This is a genomic window from Streptomyces sp. WG7, assembly GCF_049975785.1.
Lineage (GTDB): Bacteria > Actinomycetota > Actinomycetes > Streptomycetales > Streptomycetaceae > Streptomyces.
Window position 1 is genome coordinate 1 of sequence record NZ_JBNGGE010000049.1, and the last position, 16,390, is coordinate 16,390.

The window sequence follows — 16,390 nt, forward strand, 5'->3', positions numbered from 1 at the left end:
CCGTGCCTCCCGCCCCGGCCGACCGGCCCACCGCCTTCGCCGCCGCCGTCGTGCACCACTTGCCGCCGACCCGCGGCTGCCCCCTGGACCGCTCCCGTCCCGCTGGCCGGGCACGGAGCCACGGGACGCCCGTACGGAGTACCAGCGGGAGCGAGCAGGCCGGAGAGGTCCGGGCGCGGGGCACCCGGACCTGGGACGACGGCGTCAACTCACCGTCATCCGCCCGTCCGCCGCGTCACCTGTAGGCGATGTCGGACGACGAGTACTTGCAGTGTGTGCCGTCGGGGCCCGAGCCGTTCGAGTCCGGCTCGTCGCCGTCGTCGTTGCCGATGTACTTCTGGCACGGGACGATCTTCTTGCCGCTGTCTCCGACGATCGTGATGTTGCGCAGGGTGGCGCTGTCACCGTAGTTGGTGTTGATGCCGACGATCCGGCTTCCCTTCCAGCCGACCTCGATGCTGTTGAGGTTGATCGTCCGCTTGTACTGCGTCGAGCAGTTGCCGCAGGAGCGGATGAAGGTGCCGAAGTTCTTGACGGCGAAGCCGGAGACGTTCAGCGTCCCGGCGCCGTTGAACTGGAACACCTTGTCACTGGCTTCCTTGGCGCCCCCGCCGGAGACGGTGTAGACGTTCGACGAGGAGGAGCCCCGGAAGGTCGCCGCGTCCTCGCCGACGTCCTCCCACCAGACGTTCTGCAGGGTGCAGCTGCCCTTGCAGTGAATGCCGTCCGCGGCGGGGGCGCCGATGATCACGTTCTTGAGCACGGCGCCGGGGGCCAGTTCCAGGATCGGGCCCTGGTCCTCGTCCTGGCCGCCGGAGCCCAGGTCGCCGGTGCCGTAGAGGCGCTTCATCCCGTAGTCCTTGGTGCCGGAGACCGGGATGGTGGAGGAGACTCCTTCGCTGCCGTTGGGGGTCGGCCAGGTGGCGGCTTGCGCCGAGGAGGCTCCGGAAGTCATGAGCATGCCAACCGAGAGGCCGAGTGCGGCCAGCGCGCCGGTCGCGGCGCGCCACCGCGTGCGGGGGTGTGTCGCAGCAGTCATGTTCTGATCCCTTCCGTAGGGAGTGGGGGTGGAACGGAACATGTACCTGAACGTTGTGCGTCATGCTGACCGATGTCGCGAACGCGGTGCGGCCACTGTGGGGCCGTGGCGGGGCACCGCGTTCGCGACGGGTCATGCTGATGAACGGACCGTAGAGGGCAAGCGCTTTCTAGTCAACGCTTCGCGCGCGAGGAAGCCCCGACTCACATGCCCCAGCCGTACTGGTCCGGCATCCGGGCGTCTTCGCCCAGCTCCCGCGCCGCGTGCTGGGCCCAGGACGGGTTGCGCAGCAGTTCCCGGCCCAGCAGTACCGCGTCGGCCTCGCCGTTGGCCAGGATCTTCTCGGCCTGCTCGACGTCGGTGATGAGGCCGACGGCGGCGACCGGCATGGTGCTCCCGGCCTTCACGCGCGCGGCGAACGGGACCTGGTAGCCGGGCCCGGTCGGTATCCGGACGCGCGGGACGTTGCCGCCGGTGGAGACGTCGAGGAGGTCGATGCCGTGCGCCCGGAGGTCGCCGGCGAAGCGGACGGTGTCGTCGGGCGTCCAGCCGCCCTCCTCCAGCCAGTCGGTCGCCGAGACGCGGAAGAACAGCGGCTTGTCGTCGGGCCACACCTCCCGCACGGCGTCGACGACTTCGAGGGCGAACCGGGTCCGGTTCTCGTACGAGCCGCCGTAGGCGTCGGTGCGGTGGTTGGAGTGCGGCGACAGGAACTCGTGGATCAGGTAGCCGTGGGCGCCGTGGATCTCGACGATCTCGAAACCGGCCGCGAGGGCCCGGCGCGCGGCGTCCGCGAACTGGCGGACGACCTCCTGGATCTGTGTGACCGTCAGTTCGGCCGGCACCGGGTGCCGCTCGTCGAAGGCGAGCGCGCTCGGGGCCACCGGCTGCCAGCCGTGTGCCTCCGGGCCCACCGGCGCCCCACCCTTCCAGGGCTGGGCGGTCGAGGCCTTGCGGCCCGCGTGGGCCAGCTGGATCGCCGGAACCGTGCCCTGGGACCGCAGGAAGTCCGTGATCCGGCGGAACGCCTCGACCTGGGTGTCGTTCCACAGGCCGAGGTCCTGGGGAGAGATGCGGCCCTCCGGCGACACGCCGGTGGCCTCGACGACGATCAGGCCGGTGCCGCCCACCGCGCGCGCACCGTAGTGCGCGAAGTGCCAGTCGCCGGGGACGCCCGCCAGCGGGCCCTCCGGTGCGGCGGAGTACTGGCACATCGGCGGCATCCAGACCCGGTTCGGGATCGTGGTGTCACGCAGCTGGAGGGGCTGGAAGAGGGCGCTCATGAGGGGCTGCTCCCGTGGTCGCGGCAGGACGGAACAGCTCGTACGATAACTCTCGTAGTACGTCGCGTGTCAAACTACGACGCCTTTCGTACAATGAGCCCGATGGAGTCCCCCGAACGGTGGGACCCGCCCGGACGAACTGGAGCCGCCGTGACCCCCGCCGCCCCCGCCGCCGGCACCCGTGACCTGCCGCACCCGGCGCGCGAGGAGATCCGGCTGGAGGGAGTGCTGCACGCCCTCTCGGACCCGGTGCGGCTGCGGATCGTGCGGGATCTCGCCGCCGACAGCGACGAGCTCTTCTCCTGCTCGTACTTCGACCTGCCGGTCACCAAGTCCACGACCACGCACCACTTCCGGGTGCTGCGCGAGAGCGGGGTGATCCGGCAGACCTACCGTGGCACGGCCAAGATGAACGGCCTGCGCAGGGGCGACCTGGACGCCCTCTTCCCGGGTCTGCTCGACGCCCTGCTGGCCGCCGCGGCCCGCCAGGCCGCCCGCCTCGGCGCCGGCTGAGGGCGGACGAGGGACGAGGGCGGACGTGCTCAGGGCGTCGCCGTCCGCGCCGCGGCCAGCAGCGACTCCCAGTCGGGCAGCTTCACCACATGCCGTCCCAGTGAGGCTCCGAGTGCCGCCTCGGCCCGTTCGATGGCCCGCCACCCGGTCCACTCGACCGGCTCGATCCCCTCGGCACGCAGGACCCGCAGGGGGTCCGCGGGGAGGTCCCGGCCCGCGAGCGCGGGGGCGTCCGCCAGCAGGGAGGTCACCGTCTCCTTCGCGCAGGGACGGTTGGTGCCGATGACGCCGGTGGGGCCCCGCTTGATCCAGCCGGCCACGTACTCCCCGGGGGCGACGGCGCCCGCGCGCACGACGCGTCCCGCCCGATGCGGCACCGTGCCGCTCGCCGCGTCGAAGGGCAGCCCTTCCAGCGGCACCCCCCGGTAGCCCACCGACCGCAGCACCAGTCGGGCCTCGATCTCCTCGTACCGGCCGGTGCCCGTAACGCCGCCGCGCCCGTCCGGCGCCGTCCGCTCGAAGCGCACGGCGCGCACGTGCCCGTCGCCGTCCGCCGTCAGTTCCACCGGGCGCAGGAAGAAGCGCGGCCGGATCCGGCGGGCGGCGTCCGGCTCGGCCTGCCCGGCCCAGCCGCGCAGCACCTCCACATTGCGGCGTTGCGGGCCGGGGAGCTGGGAGGGGTCCAGGTACGCGGGGTCCAGTGCCAGCTCCGCCGGGTCCACCAGGACGGCCGTGTCCGGCAGGGTGCCCAGCTCGCGCAGCTCCTTCGTCGTGAAGCGGGCCTGTGAGGGACCCCGCCGGCCCACCATGTGCACGTCGGCCACCTGCCCGGCGGCGAGCGTGTCGAGGGCCGGCTGCGGCATGTCGGTGCCGCTCAGCTCGGCCACGCCGCGGACCAGCATCCGCGCCACGTCCACGGCGACGTTGCCCACGCCGATCACGACCGCGGACCGCGCCCCGCGCAGGAAGCCGCCGTCCACGGCGTCCGGATGGGCGCTGTACCAGGAAACGAACTCGGTGGCCGACCAGCTGCCCGGCAGATCCTCGCCGGGGATGCCCAGCCGCCGGTCCGTGGCGGCGCCCACGCAGTACACCACCGCGTGGTACAGCTCCCGGAGCCGGGCCGACGGCACGCCCCCGGGGCCGACCGGGACGCCGCCGAGGAACCGCACCCGCTCGTGCTCCAGGACCGTGCGCAGGGTGTTCTGGAGCGACTTGATCTTCTCGTGGTCCGGAGCCACGCCGTACCGCACGAGACCGTACGGGCACGGCAGGCGGTCCAGGACGTCCACGGACACATCGGGGCCGAGCTGGACGAGGCTCTGGGCGGTGTAGCACCCGCTCGGTCCCGAGCCGACGACGGCGACACGCAGCACGGCGGAACTCCTTGTCCGGGAGGCGGATGGTCCGGAAGTCGGAGAGGGTCGCTGGTTCTCCCAGCATCCCACCGCTTCCGCTCCGCTGACAGGGTGCTGCGCCCGGTGAACGGCACATGTTCTGCGCGTGTTCTGTTCTTATGGAATGTGATCATGCGGTTACGTAGGGTGTGTGCTCGAAGCATCCTTCGTTGATCGTTCTCTTCAGCTTTCCGACCGCTGTCCGGACGACGGTCAGATGTCCGTGCGGCACACCTGGGCGGTGCGCGAGGGCGGCACCACCACCTCGTGGTTCGACGTGCGGCTGACGTTCGCCGACGGTGCCCGGGTGGACGCGCTCGCCGTGCTGTCCGGCCGGGACGTGCGGGTCGAGGACGTACGCGCCGAACCGCCGTTGTCCCTCGACGACCTGGCCGTGCTCGCCGAGTGGCTGGATCACCCGCTCTTCGAGGCCTGTGCGCCGGACTCCGCCCGTGCCGTACCGGCCGCGTCGCGGCATGCCCGCCCCGCCTGGCCCGGCGGCAGGGAAGGACGCAGGCTTCTCGCGCAGGAGTACCGGGCGGCCCGGGAAGAGGGCGGCGACCCGGTCCTCGCGGTGATGCGCGCGACCGGACACAGCAGGCGGAGGTCGCTCAGGCTGATCGGCCAGGCGCGCGACGAGGGCTTCCTGGCCCCGCGTCGAGCCCGGCGCCGAAACGCTCCCGGAGAGCCGTCACAGCATCCCGCGCATCCGTGAGATCTCGCTCGTCTGCTGGGCGACCACGTCGTCGGCCATCTCCTCGACCTGAACGTTGTTGCCCTGTGACTTCACCTCCGCGGCCATGGTGATCGCACCCTCGTGGTGAGTGATCATCAGAGTGAGGAAGAGCCGGTCGAAGGCCTTGCCCCGCGACGTGCGCAACTTCTCCAACTGGGCCTCGGTCGCCATCCCCGGCATCGCGGCGTGGTCGTGTCCGTGCCCGCCGCCCGTCTCCTTCTCGCCGTGGTTCTTCAGCCATCCCCGCATCGCCGTGATCTCCGGTCCCTGAGCGGCGGAGATCCGTTCGGCAAGCAGTTTGACCCGGCCCGACTCGGCGTGCTCCGGAACGAGTTCGGTCATCTCCAGCGCCTGGGCATGGTGCTGGATCATCATCCGCGCGTATGAGACGTCCGCCGAATTGGGGGAGTCGTCGTCGGCGCGCTGCTCCTCGGCGTCCTCGGCGGACAGTGTCCGGTTGCCCTCGCCCGGTTTGCCCGGGGCGATCACCGAAGGTCCGGCTGCGGCCGCCGACCCGGTGTCCGAACCGGAGTCGCAGGCCCCGAGCACGAGCACGGCCAGTGCGGTCAGTGAGGCCGTGAGGAGTGAGGAGCGGGACGACGAGGGGCGAAAGGGCACAACAACCTCCTGTGGCTGGGGCTACCCCTCCGGGGGAGGGTGCGGGACACCTCGTGGGTGTCATGACCGTCCTAGCACGCTTCCGCGTGTCACTGATCAGAAAACTTCATTGCGAGCCTGTTGCCCTCTGTTGGTATGAGCATGCCGAAGACGATACTGCGGGTTGCGTGAGCCGTTCCGCCGGAACGGACGTAGGGAGGAAACAGTGATCCTGTCGAGCGACCCGCGAACGCGGCGCAGACGCCTGGGAGTCGCGGCGGCCGCCGCCGGTCTCCTGTCCGCGCTGCTCACGGCCGGCCCGGCCGTGGCCACCCCTGACCCGGGGGACGGCCCGGCGACGTCGAAGGAGGTGCCCAAGAGCGCACGTGCCGAAGTGCGCGACGCGATCGAGAGCGGAGAGATACCCGGCCAGGACGAGACGGTCCACTCCGACAACATCGAGCACCTGGCCAACATCCCCAAGGACGCGCTGCCGGGCACCAACTCGGACCTGGCCTTCCAGGGCCGGTACGCCTTCGCCGGCAACTACGACGGCTTCCGCATCTTCGACATCAGCAACCCGAGGAAGCCGAAGACCGTCGCCCAGGTCCTGTGCCCCGGCTCGCAGAACGACATCTCCGTCTCCGGCGACCTGCTGTTCCTGTCGACCGACTCCTCGCGCAGCGACAGCAGTTGCAACAGCACCACGCAGCCGGCGACCGAGAAGTCCTCCTGGGAGGGCATGAAGGTCTTCGACATCAGCGACAAGCGGAACCCGAGGTACGTCGCCGCCGTCGAGACCGCCTGCGGCTCGCACACCCACACGCTGGTGCCCGAGCGCAAGAACGTCTACATCTACGTCTCCTCGTACTCGCCGAACGCCGCCTACCCCGACTGCCGGCCGCCGCACGACGGCATCTCCGTCATCAAGGTGCCGCGCAAGGCCCCCGAGCGTGCGGCCGTCGTGGGCTTCCCGGTGCTGTTCCCCGGTGAGGGCCCCGACGGCGGCGGCAACCCGGGCGGGCCCACCAACCCGGGTGTCTCCAAGACCACCGGCTGCCACGACATCACCGTCCTGCCCTCGAAGGACCTGGCGGCGGGCGCCTGCATGGGCGACGGCATCCTGTTCTCCATCAAGGACCCCGAGCGTCCGAAGGTCATCGACCGGGTCCAGGACAACGTCAACTTCGCGTTCTGGCACTCGGCGACCTTCAACCAGAAGGCGAACAAGGTCGTCTTCACCGACGAGCTGGGCGGCGGCGGCGCCGCCACCTGCAACGCGGAGATCGGCCCGAACCGCGGCGCCGACGGCATCTACGACATCGTCGGCCGGGGCGACCACCGCGAGCTGGTCTTCCGCAGCTACTTCAAGATCCCCCGCCACCAGGCGGACACCGAGAACTGCGTGGCCCACAACGGCTCGCTGATCCCGGTCAAGGGCCGCGACATCATGGTCCAGGCCTGGTATCAGGGCGGCGTCTCCGTCTGGGAGTTCACCGACTCCAAGCGTCCGAAGGAGATCGCCTACTTCGAGCGCGGCCCGCTGAGCACGGAGACCATCTCCAGCGGCGGTTCCTGGTCGGCGTACTACTACAACGGCTACATCTACTCGAACGACATGGCCAAGGGCTTCGACGTCCTCAAGCTCAACGACCGGCGCACCGACCCCGCCAAGCGGGTCCACCTGCGTGAACTCAACACGCAGACGCAGCCGGACTACTTCGACTGAGCCGCCCGGCCGGCCCGGTCGATCCCGTCTGCCTGGCCTGCCTGGCCTGACTGATCGGTCGGGTCGGTCGGGTCGGTCGGGTCGGTCGGATTCGGCGGGTCGGCCCGGTCGGCCGGGTCCGTCCGGACCGGTCGGCCGGGCACACCGGTCGAGAAGAACCGCGACAGATCCGTGTCGCACGTCCCGTCGGGCGCCTCGGCGTCCGGCGGGACACCCAGCTCCCACTCCAGCCGGTAGCGCCTGAACAACTCGGCGCGCAGCACCGGCACGGGCATCGGCACCCCCGGCACCAGGGCGGCGAACACGGCGCCCATCAACAGCGCGCGCAGCATCGGGTAGTCGCGGTCGACGTCCCGTGAGCCGTGACGGGCCACGGTGTCCCGCAGCAGCTCCGCCAGCCGCCGCTGCTCGGGGCACGGCACGAAACCCACCTCGGCCTGGAGCAGGCCCGCCATGTGCTGGCGCATGAGTACCGGCCGGTCGCGGGCCAGGCCCAGGATCGCGTCGATCGCCCGCGCCATCCGCTCCGGACCCCCGGCGGTGCACGGCTCGCGCTCCAGCGCCTCCTCCAGCGTGCGGTGCATCAGCCGGTGCACGGCCGACTGCAGCAACTGCCGCTTGCCGGGGAAGTAGTACGAGACCAGACCGCGCGCCGAGCCCGCCCGGTCGGCGATGGCGCCCAGCGTGGTCGCGTCGTACCCGTGCTCGCCGACGAGCTCCACCGCGGCCTGCAGGAGTCGCTCCTTCGAACGCCGCCGCAACTCTTCATTGACCGAGGCGCTGCGCGGGGACATGCTGTACTCCTGCGTTGACTGGCTGCCAGCCAACTATACTCGGCGCAGGCGGACGGGCGCCTTGACGGGCCTGTTCCGGATACCGTCTGCCTCGGGCGACACGGGGGATCGTCCGAGGCGGACGGAGACCCCCACTGGTTGCCTTGGGCTACCCGCAGCGCATGCGCGCCGTCCGGCGCCGCCTCGCCGTCCGAAGCGCGCCCGGGCCGTCCCGGTCGGCTCGGCCGGCTCGGGGGCCGGAAAGCCGCAGTCCGGCACGGGCGGGCGTCGCGCGCAGCCGTCCGCCCGTGTGGTCACGGGTGCCGGTGCCGGTGGACCAGTACCGCCAGGGCCACGACCAGGGTGCCGAGGAGCCAGCCGCCGACGACGTCGGTGGCCCAGTGGACGCCGAGCCAGACCCGTGTCACGCCGACACCGGCCACGGAGACCAGCGCCACGGCCAGGGCGGTCCGGCGCAGGGGGCGGGCGGCGCCGTAGTAGTGGAGGAGCCAGACCAGGAGGCCGCACACGAACGTGGCGGTCATGGCGTGGCCCGAGGGGAAGGCCGCGTAGTGCGCGGAGTCCACGGGATCGGGCCAGACCGGGCGGGCGCGGTCCACCGCCGCCTTCAGAGCCTGCTGCGCCAGACTGCCCAGCAGACAGGTCGTCCCCAGCCACACGGCCGTCCACCGGTCCCCGTGACGGAACCACAGCCACAGCACCACCACCGCGCACAGCAGTCGCATGGTCCACGTGTCCCACACCCAGTCGGTGAGGATCCGCATGGCGTGCGTGATGCCCGGTTCGTCGACCGCCCAGCGGTGCGTCGTGCCGGCGATGTCGTCATCCAGGCCGATCAGGGGCTGCCACTCGAGGACGACCAGGGTGAGGAGCAGCGCGGAGCACACGGCCAGCATCCAGGTGACGCGGAGGGCTGTGCGGGGCTGCGGTGGACCGGGCGGGGAGTGGACGGGCGGCGTCTGCATGCTGCGATACTCGCGGAACCAGGGGGTCCGGGGCCAATTTCCGGGGCACCCTCCGGGGCGGGAGGGCGGCGAGGGGTTATCCCAGCGCCCGCAGCCCCGGCACGAAAGCCACCAGTACCGGTACCACCGGGACCAGCGCGGCCGCCGCCGTCAACCGCAGCCGCCGGGCCGCCGTCAGCCGGTTCGGCGGGGTGAGCAGCCGGTGCACCCGCTGCGGGACGTGCGCCTGTGCGGTCGGGCACGGGCCGAACACGCCCCGGTCCTCGTTGAGTTCGACCAACGCCAGGGCGGTCGTCAGCCGGCCGAAGCGGCGGGAGGCCACGTCGTCGGCGGCGAGTTCGACCAGGCGGTGCATCTCGTCGCGGAACGCGGCGAACACCGGGACTTGGGGAAACCCCTCCGCCAGCGCCGCCGAGCAGTGCAGCAGCCAGTCGTGCCGAGCCCGCGCGTGCCCCTTCTCGTGGGCGAGTACCGCGTCCAACTGCCGGCCCTTGAGGCGGCGCAACGCGGCGGTGGTCACGACCAGTTGCGGGGGAGAGCCGGGCAGCCACCACGCGTCGGGACGCTCGCCCTCCAGGACGACGAGCGGCGCCGATCCGGGCACCTCGCCGGGCAACACCGGCGCACGCAGAAGGAGTTCCGCCCGGCGCCGCCGACGCCTGGCCCGGGCCCGCACGACCTCCCGGGCCAGCATCGCGACGCTCCACAGCCCGCCGCAGGCCAGGGCGACGGCGGTGGTGTCCGCCCAGAGACCGGACGTGCCGAGCGCGTAGGCCTCGACCACCGGACCCGGCGCCGTCGCGAAGACGGGCCCGCCCACCGCGTGCCAGGCCGCCGCCGCACTGAACGTCATGGACAGCGCGCAGCACACGAGCACGGCCGCCACCACGCACTGCCACACCCACAGGGCGACCACCGGTTCCCGGTCCGGCCAGTCGGCCCGGGCGAGCAGCCTGGGGGCGAGCACGGCGGTCAGGGCGCCGAGCAGCAGCAGTGCCGCGGGGAGAATCATGGGGGCAGCCTATGAGCGTCGCGCTCCCGGCAGTACGGCCCGCCGCACAAAGTGACGCAGGCAACGGTTGCGTGCGGGGTGCGCCGGGTACGCGTCGGGGTCACCGGGGTCACGAGGTCGCCCTCCTGGGACCGCCGGGTGTGGATTGACCACCGTCGTGCGGCCGCCCGGTGTCACGTGGCCGACGTGGTGCGGCCGCCCGGTGGTCACGTGGCCGACGTGGTGCGGCCGCCCGGTGGTCACGTGGCCGACGTGGTGCGACCGTCCGGTGGTCACGTGGCCGACGTGATGCGGCCGCCGGTGGTCCATGGCCGACGTGGCGCGACCATCCAGTGGTCACATGGCCAGCAGCATGGCCAGCATCGCGATCCCCATGGCTAGCCGGCAGGCCCGCGCCAGTTCCGGCCGGTCGCCCCACCCGGCCGCAAGGCTGCGCCCGGCGCCCGGGCCGCCCCCGGACACGGCGGCGACGGGTATCAGGCGTACGCCGGTCAGCAGCACGTACCCGGTGAAGTAGAGCAGCAGACTCCCGGTCAGCACGGGGATTCCAGAGGTGCCCTGCCCGTGGGCGTGGGCGGGGGAGCCGGCCATCGCCACGGCCATGTAGACCATGGCCCCGGCCCCGACGACATGGTGCAGATGGTGGCGCCCGGACCGGGCCGCCCACAGGGCATGCAGGCCGGTGGCACCGAACACCACCGCGTAGCCGGGCCACGCCCATCCGGGCGGGGTGAACACCGCCGTGGGCACGGCCATGGCGGCCATGCCGAACCCCATGAGGGCCTCGCCGCCCGCGGCGCGGCGCTGCTCCTCGACGCTGCTGCGCATCCGCAGCAGGCAGTAGGCGCCGGTCGCCGCGCAGAGCGCGACCAGCAACCAGCCGGACGACGCCGGTCCGTGCACACGTGCCTCCCCGCTCGGCGCTCGACGGTCGGTCAAGGACTGCCCGGGCGGTGCGGCGCGCACGCGAGCGCAAGGGAGTACACGGGGGGTATTCGGGGGAGCGCGGGGGCACCGCGCCTGGTGGGCGGCCGGATCGACGTCACATCCGAAGGAGTCCTTTACAAGTAAAACACCTGTTAAGGTTATTCGTATGAGCAGTGCGACCCCCACCACCGGCACCCCACTCGGCCGACGTCTGTCCCTGACCGGCGTGCTGCGCCTGCGCCGGCCCTCCGAGATCTGGTTCAAACCCGCCCTGAGTTCGGTCGCCGCCGTCGCCCCGCCCAACCTGATCCTGCTGGCGCTCGGCCGGCTCGACCTGGCGATGTACACCATGGCCGGGTCCCTGTGCGCGCTCTACGCCCACAACCGCCCCTACGCCGCCCGGGCCCGCACCCTGGCATGGGTGGTGCTCGGCATGCTCGGCGGCGTCGCCGTCGCCCTGGTCACCGCCTCGCTCACGCGGAACGCCGTCGTCCTCGTCACCGTCGGCGCCCTGCTCGCTGCCGTGCAGAAGGCACTGTGCGACGCCACCCGAGTCGGCCCCCCGGGCAACGTGGTCCTGACCTTCATCAGCTCCGCCGCCCTGTTCGTCCCGCAGACCTTCGGCCAGCTCCCCGGACACCTGGCGCTGGCCGCCGCCGCGGGCGCCTGGGCCTGGCTCGTCGGCATGGCACCCGCCCTGGTCCGCCCGCACGGCCCGGAACGCCGCGCCACCGCCCAGGCCCTGAACGCCGCCGCCGCGTACGCCGACACCCGCGGTACCGGCGACGGCCACAGCCCCGCCCGCGCCGCCGGGTACGCCGCCGTGCAGGCCGCCTGGCAGACGCTGTTGTCCCTCCCCGCGACGGGCACCCGCGCCACCACCCGGCACGCCCTGGAACACCTCGTCGTCCGCGCCGAGGTCGCGCTCGCCGCGCCCGCCGACACGGACCCGGAGCGGCTGCGCGCCTGGGCCCGCGCCCTGCGCGGCACCGGCCGGATCCCCCGCACCGGCACCACCCAGGGGGCCGCCGACGAACTCCTCGGTGTGGACGCCGAACTCGCCGCCCGCCCCACCCCCCTGTGGCAGCGGCTCGGCCCGCTGGCCCCGATCGCCGCCCGCACCGCCCTCGGCTGCGCCCTGGCCGGCTACGCCTCCCTCGCCCTCGGTATCGGCCGCCCCTACTGGGCCCTGGTCACCGCCGCCGCGCTCTACCAGGCCAACTTGGCGCTCACCTGGAGCCGTGCCGTCCAGCGCGTCGTCGGCAACATCGCCGGGGTGCTGCTGTTCGCCGCCATCACACCGCTCGCCCACCTCGGGCAGGCCCTCCTCGTCCTGCTCTGCCTCGCCCTCAACTTCGGCGCCGAGGCGCTCATCACCCGCAACTACTGGCTCGGCAGCGTCTGCGTCACCCCGATGGCGCTGCTCATCACCGAGTTCGCCGGCTACCAGGCACCCGGCGAGCTGATCACCGAGCGGGTGGTGGACACCCTCGTCGGCGCCCTGGTCGGCTTCCTGGCCGCCGTCGCCGTCACCAACCGGCGCGCCGGGAACCGCGTCGAACAGGCGGTGACCGCGGCCGACCGCGCCCGGGAACGCGCCGCCCGCCTCCTGGCGGAGTCCGCCCCCGCCCCCGGCGCCCTGGAGGCCGCCCGCCGGGGCCTGGCCGCCGCACTGACCGACCTGCGGGCCACCGTCGACGCGGCGGCCGGCGAATGGTGGGGGCGCGCCCTGCCCCAGGAGAGGGTCGTGCTCGCCGAGCAGTCAGGACACCGTACGCTCGCCGCAACGGTGCGACGCCAGGCAGCGCGTCCGGACCGGGAGACGGGCACGAGAACGGAGGACGTACGGCCATGACCGCAACCGACGGGGGCTCGGCGACCGAGGGCGACGAGAGAGGCGGACCGGGCGGTGACACCGTCGCCGCGGTCGTGAGGCAGTGGCGGGCCGTCCACCCCGACCTGGACACCGGCCCGATGGAGATCATCGGCCGCATCAACCGCTGCGCCGCCCTCCTCCAGCAGGCCGAGGACGCCCCGCTGCGCAGGGCCGGCCTCAGCCGCTCCGAGTTCGACCTGCTCGGCGCCCTGCGCCGCACCGGGCACGAGCTGACCCCCGGCGACCTGGCCCGCGAGACCTTCTCCTCCGGTGCCGCCGTCACCAAGCGCCTCAAGCAGCTCACCGAACGCGGACTGGTGGAGCGGCGCGGCGACACCCGCGACCGCCGGGTCGCCCACGTCCGCCTCACGGACGCCGGGCGTGACCTCGTCGACGGCATCCTGCCCGAACAGCTCGCCTACGAGTCCGCCGTCCTGTCCGGCGTCGGCGGCCCCGAGCAGGACGCGCTGGCCGCGCTCCTCGGGGCACTGCTGGGCAGACTGGAGGGCCGCCTGGACGCCCTGCGGATCTGACCTCCGGCGCGGTCCGGTACCCGGAGCGCGGTGCGTCGCCGCCCGCCTCGCGTCGGCGTCCACGGTCCGGGCGCTCGCCTCCTCGGCGCCGGCCCGAAGCCGGCGCCCGGGCGGACGGGGCCGAGTCTCAGCGTTCGTCGCCCACCCGGTACACGCCGAACATCGCGCCCTGCGGATCCCGCAGCACCGCGATGCGTGGTCCGTCGGGAGGCGACGTGGGTTCCATGAGCACGGTGCCGCCACCGTCGGTGGTGTCGACCGCGGTGGTGTCCACGTCCGCCACCGCGAAGTACGGCAGCCAGTGCGCCGGCACTTCGTGCGGGAACTTGTCGTCCATCGTCACCATGCCGCCGAAGTCCGCCCCGTCGATCCCCCACTGCGGGTAGCGGTCCGAGGGGGTGACGCTCCAGCCGAACACCGTGGTGTAGAAGTCGGCGGCCCGGTCGGGCTCGCGCGTCAGCAACTCCACCCAGCCCAGCGAACCGGGGACGTTGAACACTCCGGCTCCCGGGAACGAGCGTCCCTGCCACAGCTGGAACACCGCACCGGTCGGATCGGCGGCCACCACGAACCGGCCCGCGTCGAAGACGTCTGTGGGGCCCTGCAGGACCGCCCCGCCGGCCGCCGTCACCTGCCGCACGACGGCGTCCGCGTCGCGCACGGCGAACGACACGTTCCACGCGACCGGCTGCGCCTGCCGGTACAGCGGGGTCAGGGCGGCGACCGCCGCCTCGCCGAGGCGGGCGATGGTGTAGCCGCCCGCCTGCTGCCGGGAGTCCGTCTCGGGACGCCAGCCGAACAGCTTGGTGTAGAACCGCTTGGCCGCTGCCGGATCGCTGGTCCCCAGCTCGGCCCAGCAGGGCCCGCCGGTCACCGGTTCGTGAAGCTTCATCGGGCGTCCTTCCGCTGAGCCGCAGACCGTCCGTCCCCCTTCGAGCACGCTACGGCCGCCTCCGGAACGCGGCCATCCGGCACCTACCGTCCCGGGTCAGATCCCGGGCCGGTACCGCAGCGGATGGTCCGCGGGCACCTCCACCAGCACGATCCGGGTGCCGTCCGGGTCCGCGATCCACATCTCCACCAGTCCCCACGGCTCCTGGACCGGAGGCCGGACGATCTCTACCCCCTTCGCACGCAGTTCCTCGTGGGCCGCCGCCACGTCCTCCACCTGGAGCCACAGCTTCAGCGCGGGGGAGAGGGGCTCTTCGGAGCGGCCGGAGACCTCCAGGAAGCCGCCGCCGAGGAAGTAGACGGTGCCCCGCTCGGGCCCGGTGCCGAACTCCCGGTGGACGGCGAGGCCCAGCTGCTCGCCGTAGAAGGCGCGGGAGCGGTCGGGGTCGGTGGGGCGGAGCAGGATCCGGCTGCTGAGTACATGCACCATGCGCCCCGAGACTACTGGCAGCGTTACTCTCATCGGTGCCCGCGCCGCGCCCGAGAACAAACCGCCGGCAGCGAACCGCCGGCAGCGAACCGCCGGCAACGAACCGTCGAGAACGAACCGGAGACCGCACCACATGGACACCGCCGCCAGCCCGCTGACCTACCGCGACGCCACCGACGCGGACGTGGACGAGATCGTCGCGCTCATAGAGTCCGCGTACCGCGGGGAGTCCAGCCGGGCCGGGTGGACCACCGAGGCGGACATCCTCCACGGCCGGCGGACGGACCCGCAGGGCGTGCTGGAGGTCGTCGAGGCACCGGACAGCCGCCTGCTGACCGTCGAGCGGGACGGCGGGGTCGTGGCCTGCTGCCGGCTGGAGCACCGAGGCGAGCACGCCTACTTCGGCATGTTCGCCGTCAGCCCGGCGCTCCAGGGCGCGGGCCTGGGCAAGGCGGTCATCGCGGAGGCGGAGCGGCAGGCCCGCCAGGCGTGGGGGGTGACGGAGATGCACATGACCGTGATCTCCGTACGCGAGGATCTCATCGCCTGGTACGAGCGCCGCGGCTACCGCCGTACGGGAGAGACGACGCCGTTCCCGTACGGCGACGAGCGCTTCGGCATCCCGCAGCGCGACGACCTTCGGTTCGAGCTGCTGGTCAAACCGCTGGTCTGACGTCGGTCCGCCGTGGGGCTCACGCGGTGAACGCGGGGCTCACGCGGTGAAGCGGCCGGTGCGTTTGATCTCCGGGTAGTCGGTCGTCGCGCCGTCCAGGCCCAGGGCGCGCACCAGCCGCAGATGGTCCTGGGTGTTCACCGTCCAGCAGAAGACCCGCAGGCCCGCCTTGCGGGCCCGCTCCACGATCTCCAGCGTGATCCGGTTGATGTCCAGGCACAGGGTCCCGGCCCCGGCCGCTACGGCACGGTCCACGACCTCGGGGCCGTAGTACTGGGCGACCAGCGCGGTCCGCACCCCCGGCACCAGCCCGGCGATCTCGACGATGGCCTCGTCGTGGAACGAGATCACCTCCACCCGGTCCACCAGGTCCCGCCGGAGCATCACCTCGGCGAGCGCCCGCGCGGCCGCCGCGTCCTTGATCTCGGCCTGCAACGGCACCGACACGGAGTCCAGCACCTCCTCGAAGACCGGGACCCGCTCGCCGCGGCCCGCGTCCAGCGCGCGCAGCTCCTCGAGGGTCTGCTCGGCGATCGCGCCCGTGCCGTCGGTGGTGCGGTCCACGTCCGCGTCGTGCATGACGACGAGCGCGCCGTCCTTGCTCAGGTGCAGGTCCAGTTCGACGACGTCGAGGCCGGCCTGCTCGGCGGCGACGAAGGAACGCAGGGTGTTCTCAGGTTCGACACCCATCACTCCGCGGTGACCGATGGTGAGGAAGTTCAAGGCTCGACTCGCTTCCGTCGACGGCGGCGATATCAGGGGCGCAGCCTAACGGCCCTGCGGGACCGTTTCCCCTCTGCCGCGCCTGGTATACGGAGTCCCCCATCCCGCAGGAAAAAATGCGGTGGACGGCCGGGTCGGGCAGGATAATTTACGGAGGCCCCCCTTGCTGGGAGAAACCTCGTATGCATACGGTGTCCTGACGTGAGCTTCTC

18 protein-coding genes are annotated in these 16,390 nt (G+C 72.4%); 7 read left to right on the forward strand and 11 right to left on the reverse strand.

From position 1 onward, the window contains the following. On the forward strand, positions 1-245 hold a 245-nt coding region (locus tag ACP4J0_RS32055), incomplete at its 5' end, for a hypothetical protein (RefSeq protein WP_426602222.1). Here ACP4J0_RS32055 and ACP4J0_RS32060 read toward each other — a convergent pair. Together ACP4J0_RS32060 and ACP4J0_RS32065 are read right to left on the reverse strand one after the other, a co-directional pair. After that, a complete protein-coding gene (locus ACP4J0_RS32060) occupies positions 236-1,039 on the reverse strand; it encodes a pectate lyase (RefSeq protein WP_426602223.1) in 804 nt (267 codons plus the stop codon). The two genes, ACP4J0_RS32055 and ACP4J0_RS32060, sit on opposite strands and share 10 nt — an antisense overlap. Positions 1,040-1,242: 203 nt before the next feature. Further along, positions 1,243-2,322 (reverse strand): NADH:flavin oxidoreductase/NADH oxidase, encoded by a 1,080-nt coding sequence (locus tag ACP4J0_RS32065; RefSeq protein ID WP_426602224.1) that lies wholly within the window; start codon positions 2,320-2,322, stop codon positions 1,243-1,245. Positions 2,323-2,472: 150 nt separating this feature from the next. Here ACP4J0_RS32065 and ACP4J0_RS32070 point away from each other — a divergent pair, with 150 nt between their 5' ends. Then, positions 2,473-2,835: a helix-turn-helix domain-containing protein gene (locus ACP4J0_RS32070; RefSeq protein ID WP_426602271.1), complete on the forward strand. Its 363-nt coding sequence runs from the start codon at positions 2,473-2,475 to the stop codon at positions 2,833-2,835. Positions 2,836-2,864: 29 nt separating this feature from the next. On the opposite strand, the gene ACP4J0_RS32075 is transcribed toward ACP4J0_RS32070, so the two are convergent. Then, the gene (locus ACP4J0_RS32075; RefSeq protein WP_426602225.1) at positions 2,865-4,211 is read right to left on the reverse strand and encodes an FAD-dependent oxidoreductase; all 1,347 of its coding nucleotides are present in this window, start codon (positions 4,209-4,211) and stop codon (positions 2,865-2,867) included. A 238-nt stretch (positions 4,212-4,449) separates the two neighbouring features. Between ACP4J0_RS32075 and ACP4J0_RS32080 the strand changes: the two genes are divergently transcribed. Continuing rightward, positions 4,450-4,947 (forward strand): DUF6214 family protein, encoded by a 498-nt coding sequence (locus ACP4J0_RS32080; protein ID WP_426602226.1) that lies wholly within the window; start codon positions 4,450-4,452, stop codon positions 4,945-4,947. On the opposite strand, the gene ACP4J0_RS32085 is transcribed toward ACP4J0_RS32080, so the two are convergent. Next, positions 4,924-5,586: a DUF305 domain-containing protein gene (locus ACP4J0_RS32085; protein WP_426602227.1), complete on the reverse strand. Its 663-nt coding sequence runs from the start codon at positions 5,584-5,586 to the stop codon at positions 4,924-4,926. The two genes, ACP4J0_RS32080 and ACP4J0_RS32085, sit on opposite strands and share 24 nt — an antisense overlap. A gap of 205 nt (positions 5,587-5,791) precedes the next feature. Between ACP4J0_RS32085 and ACP4J0_RS32090 the strand changes: the two genes are divergently transcribed. Continuing rightward, complete coding sequence (locus ACP4J0_RS32090; protein WP_426602228.1) at positions 5,792-7,294, forward strand: LVIVD repeat-containing protein; 1,503 nt, start codon at positions 5,792-5,794, stop codon at positions 7,292-7,294. Here ACP4J0_RS32090 and ACP4J0_RS32095 read toward each other — a convergent pair. The 4 genes from ACP4J0_RS32095 to ACP4J0_RS32110 all read right to left on the reverse strand — a co-directional run bounded on the left by ACP4J0_RS32095 (position 7,282) and on the right by ACP4J0_RS32110 (position 10,968). Then, positions 7,282-8,088, reverse strand: a complete 807-nt coding sequence (locus ACP4J0_RS32095) for a TetR/AcrR family transcriptional regulator (RefSeq protein WP_426602229.1) — start codon at positions 8,086-8,088, stop codon at positions 7,282-7,284. The genes ACP4J0_RS32090 and ACP4J0_RS32095 overlap by 13 nt on opposite strands. Before the next feature lie 293 nt (positions 8,089-8,381). Then, positions 8,382-9,053: a phosphatase PAP2 family protein gene (locus ACP4J0_RS32100; RefSeq protein WP_426602230.1), complete on the reverse strand. Its 672-nt coding sequence runs from the start codon at positions 9,051-9,053 to the stop codon at positions 8,382-8,384. Positions 9,054-9,129: 76 nt separating this feature from the next. After that, a complete protein-coding gene (locus tag ACP4J0_RS32105; RefSeq protein WP_426602231.1) occupies positions 9,130-10,065 on the reverse strand; it encodes a M56 family metallopeptidase in 936 nt (311 codons plus the stop codon). A 336-nt stretch (positions 10,066-10,401) separates the two neighbouring features. Next, positions 10,402-10,968, reverse strand: coding sequence for a DUF5134 domain-containing protein (locus tag ACP4J0_RS32110; protein WP_426602232.1), 567 nt, complete (start codon positions 10,966-10,968; stop codon positions 10,402-10,404). Positions 10,969-11,158: 190 nt separating this feature from the next. Here ACP4J0_RS32110 and ACP4J0_RS32115 point away from each other — a divergent pair, with 190 nt between their 5' ends. Then, positions 11,159-12,847: an FUSC family protein gene (locus ACP4J0_RS32115; protein WP_426602233.1), complete on the forward strand. Its 1,689-nt coding sequence runs from the start codon at positions 11,159-11,161 to the stop codon at positions 12,845-12,847. Then, positions 12,844-13,401: a MarR family winged helix-turn-helix transcriptional regulator gene (locus ACP4J0_RS32120; RefSeq protein WP_426602234.1), complete on the forward strand. Its 558-nt coding sequence runs from the start codon at positions 12,844-12,846 to the stop codon at positions 13,399-13,401. The genes ACP4J0_RS32115 and ACP4J0_RS32120 overlap by 4 nt, the downstream gene beginning before the upstream one ends. A 127-nt stretch (positions 13,402-13,528) precedes the next feature. Here ACP4J0_RS32120 and ACP4J0_RS32125 read toward each other — a convergent pair whose 3' ends face one another. Continuing rightward, on the reverse strand, positions 13,529-14,293 hold the full coding sequence (locus ACP4J0_RS32125; RefSeq protein WP_426602235.1) for a VOC family protein: 765 nt from the start codon (positions 14,291-14,293) through the stop codon (positions 13,529-13,531). A gap of 96 nt (positions 14,294-14,389) precedes the next feature. Beyond that, positions 14,390-14,782, reverse strand: coding sequence for a VOC family protein (locus tag ACP4J0_RS32130; RefSeq protein WP_426602236.1), 393 nt, complete (start codon positions 14,780-14,782; stop codon positions 14,390-14,392). Between the two features lie 133 nt (positions 14,783-14,915). Here ACP4J0_RS32130 and ACP4J0_RS32135 point away from each other — a divergent pair, with 133 nt between their 5' ends. Then, the gene (locus ACP4J0_RS32135; protein WP_426602237.1) at positions 14,916-15,455 is read left to right on the forward strand and encodes a GNAT family N-acetyltransferase; all 540 of its coding nucleotides are present in this window, start codon (positions 14,916-14,918) and stop codon (positions 15,453-15,455) included. A 39-nt stretch (positions 15,456-15,494) separates the two neighbouring features. Here the strand turns inward: ACP4J0_RS32135 and ACP4J0_RS32140 are convergent, their stop codons facing one another. Beyond that, on the reverse strand, positions 15,495-16,178 hold the full coding sequence (locus ACP4J0_RS32140) for a glycerophosphodiester phosphodiesterase (protein WP_426602238.1): 684 nt from the start codon (positions 16,176-16,178) through the stop codon (positions 15,495-15,497). Between the last annotated feature and the right edge of the window lie 212 nt (positions 16,179-16,390).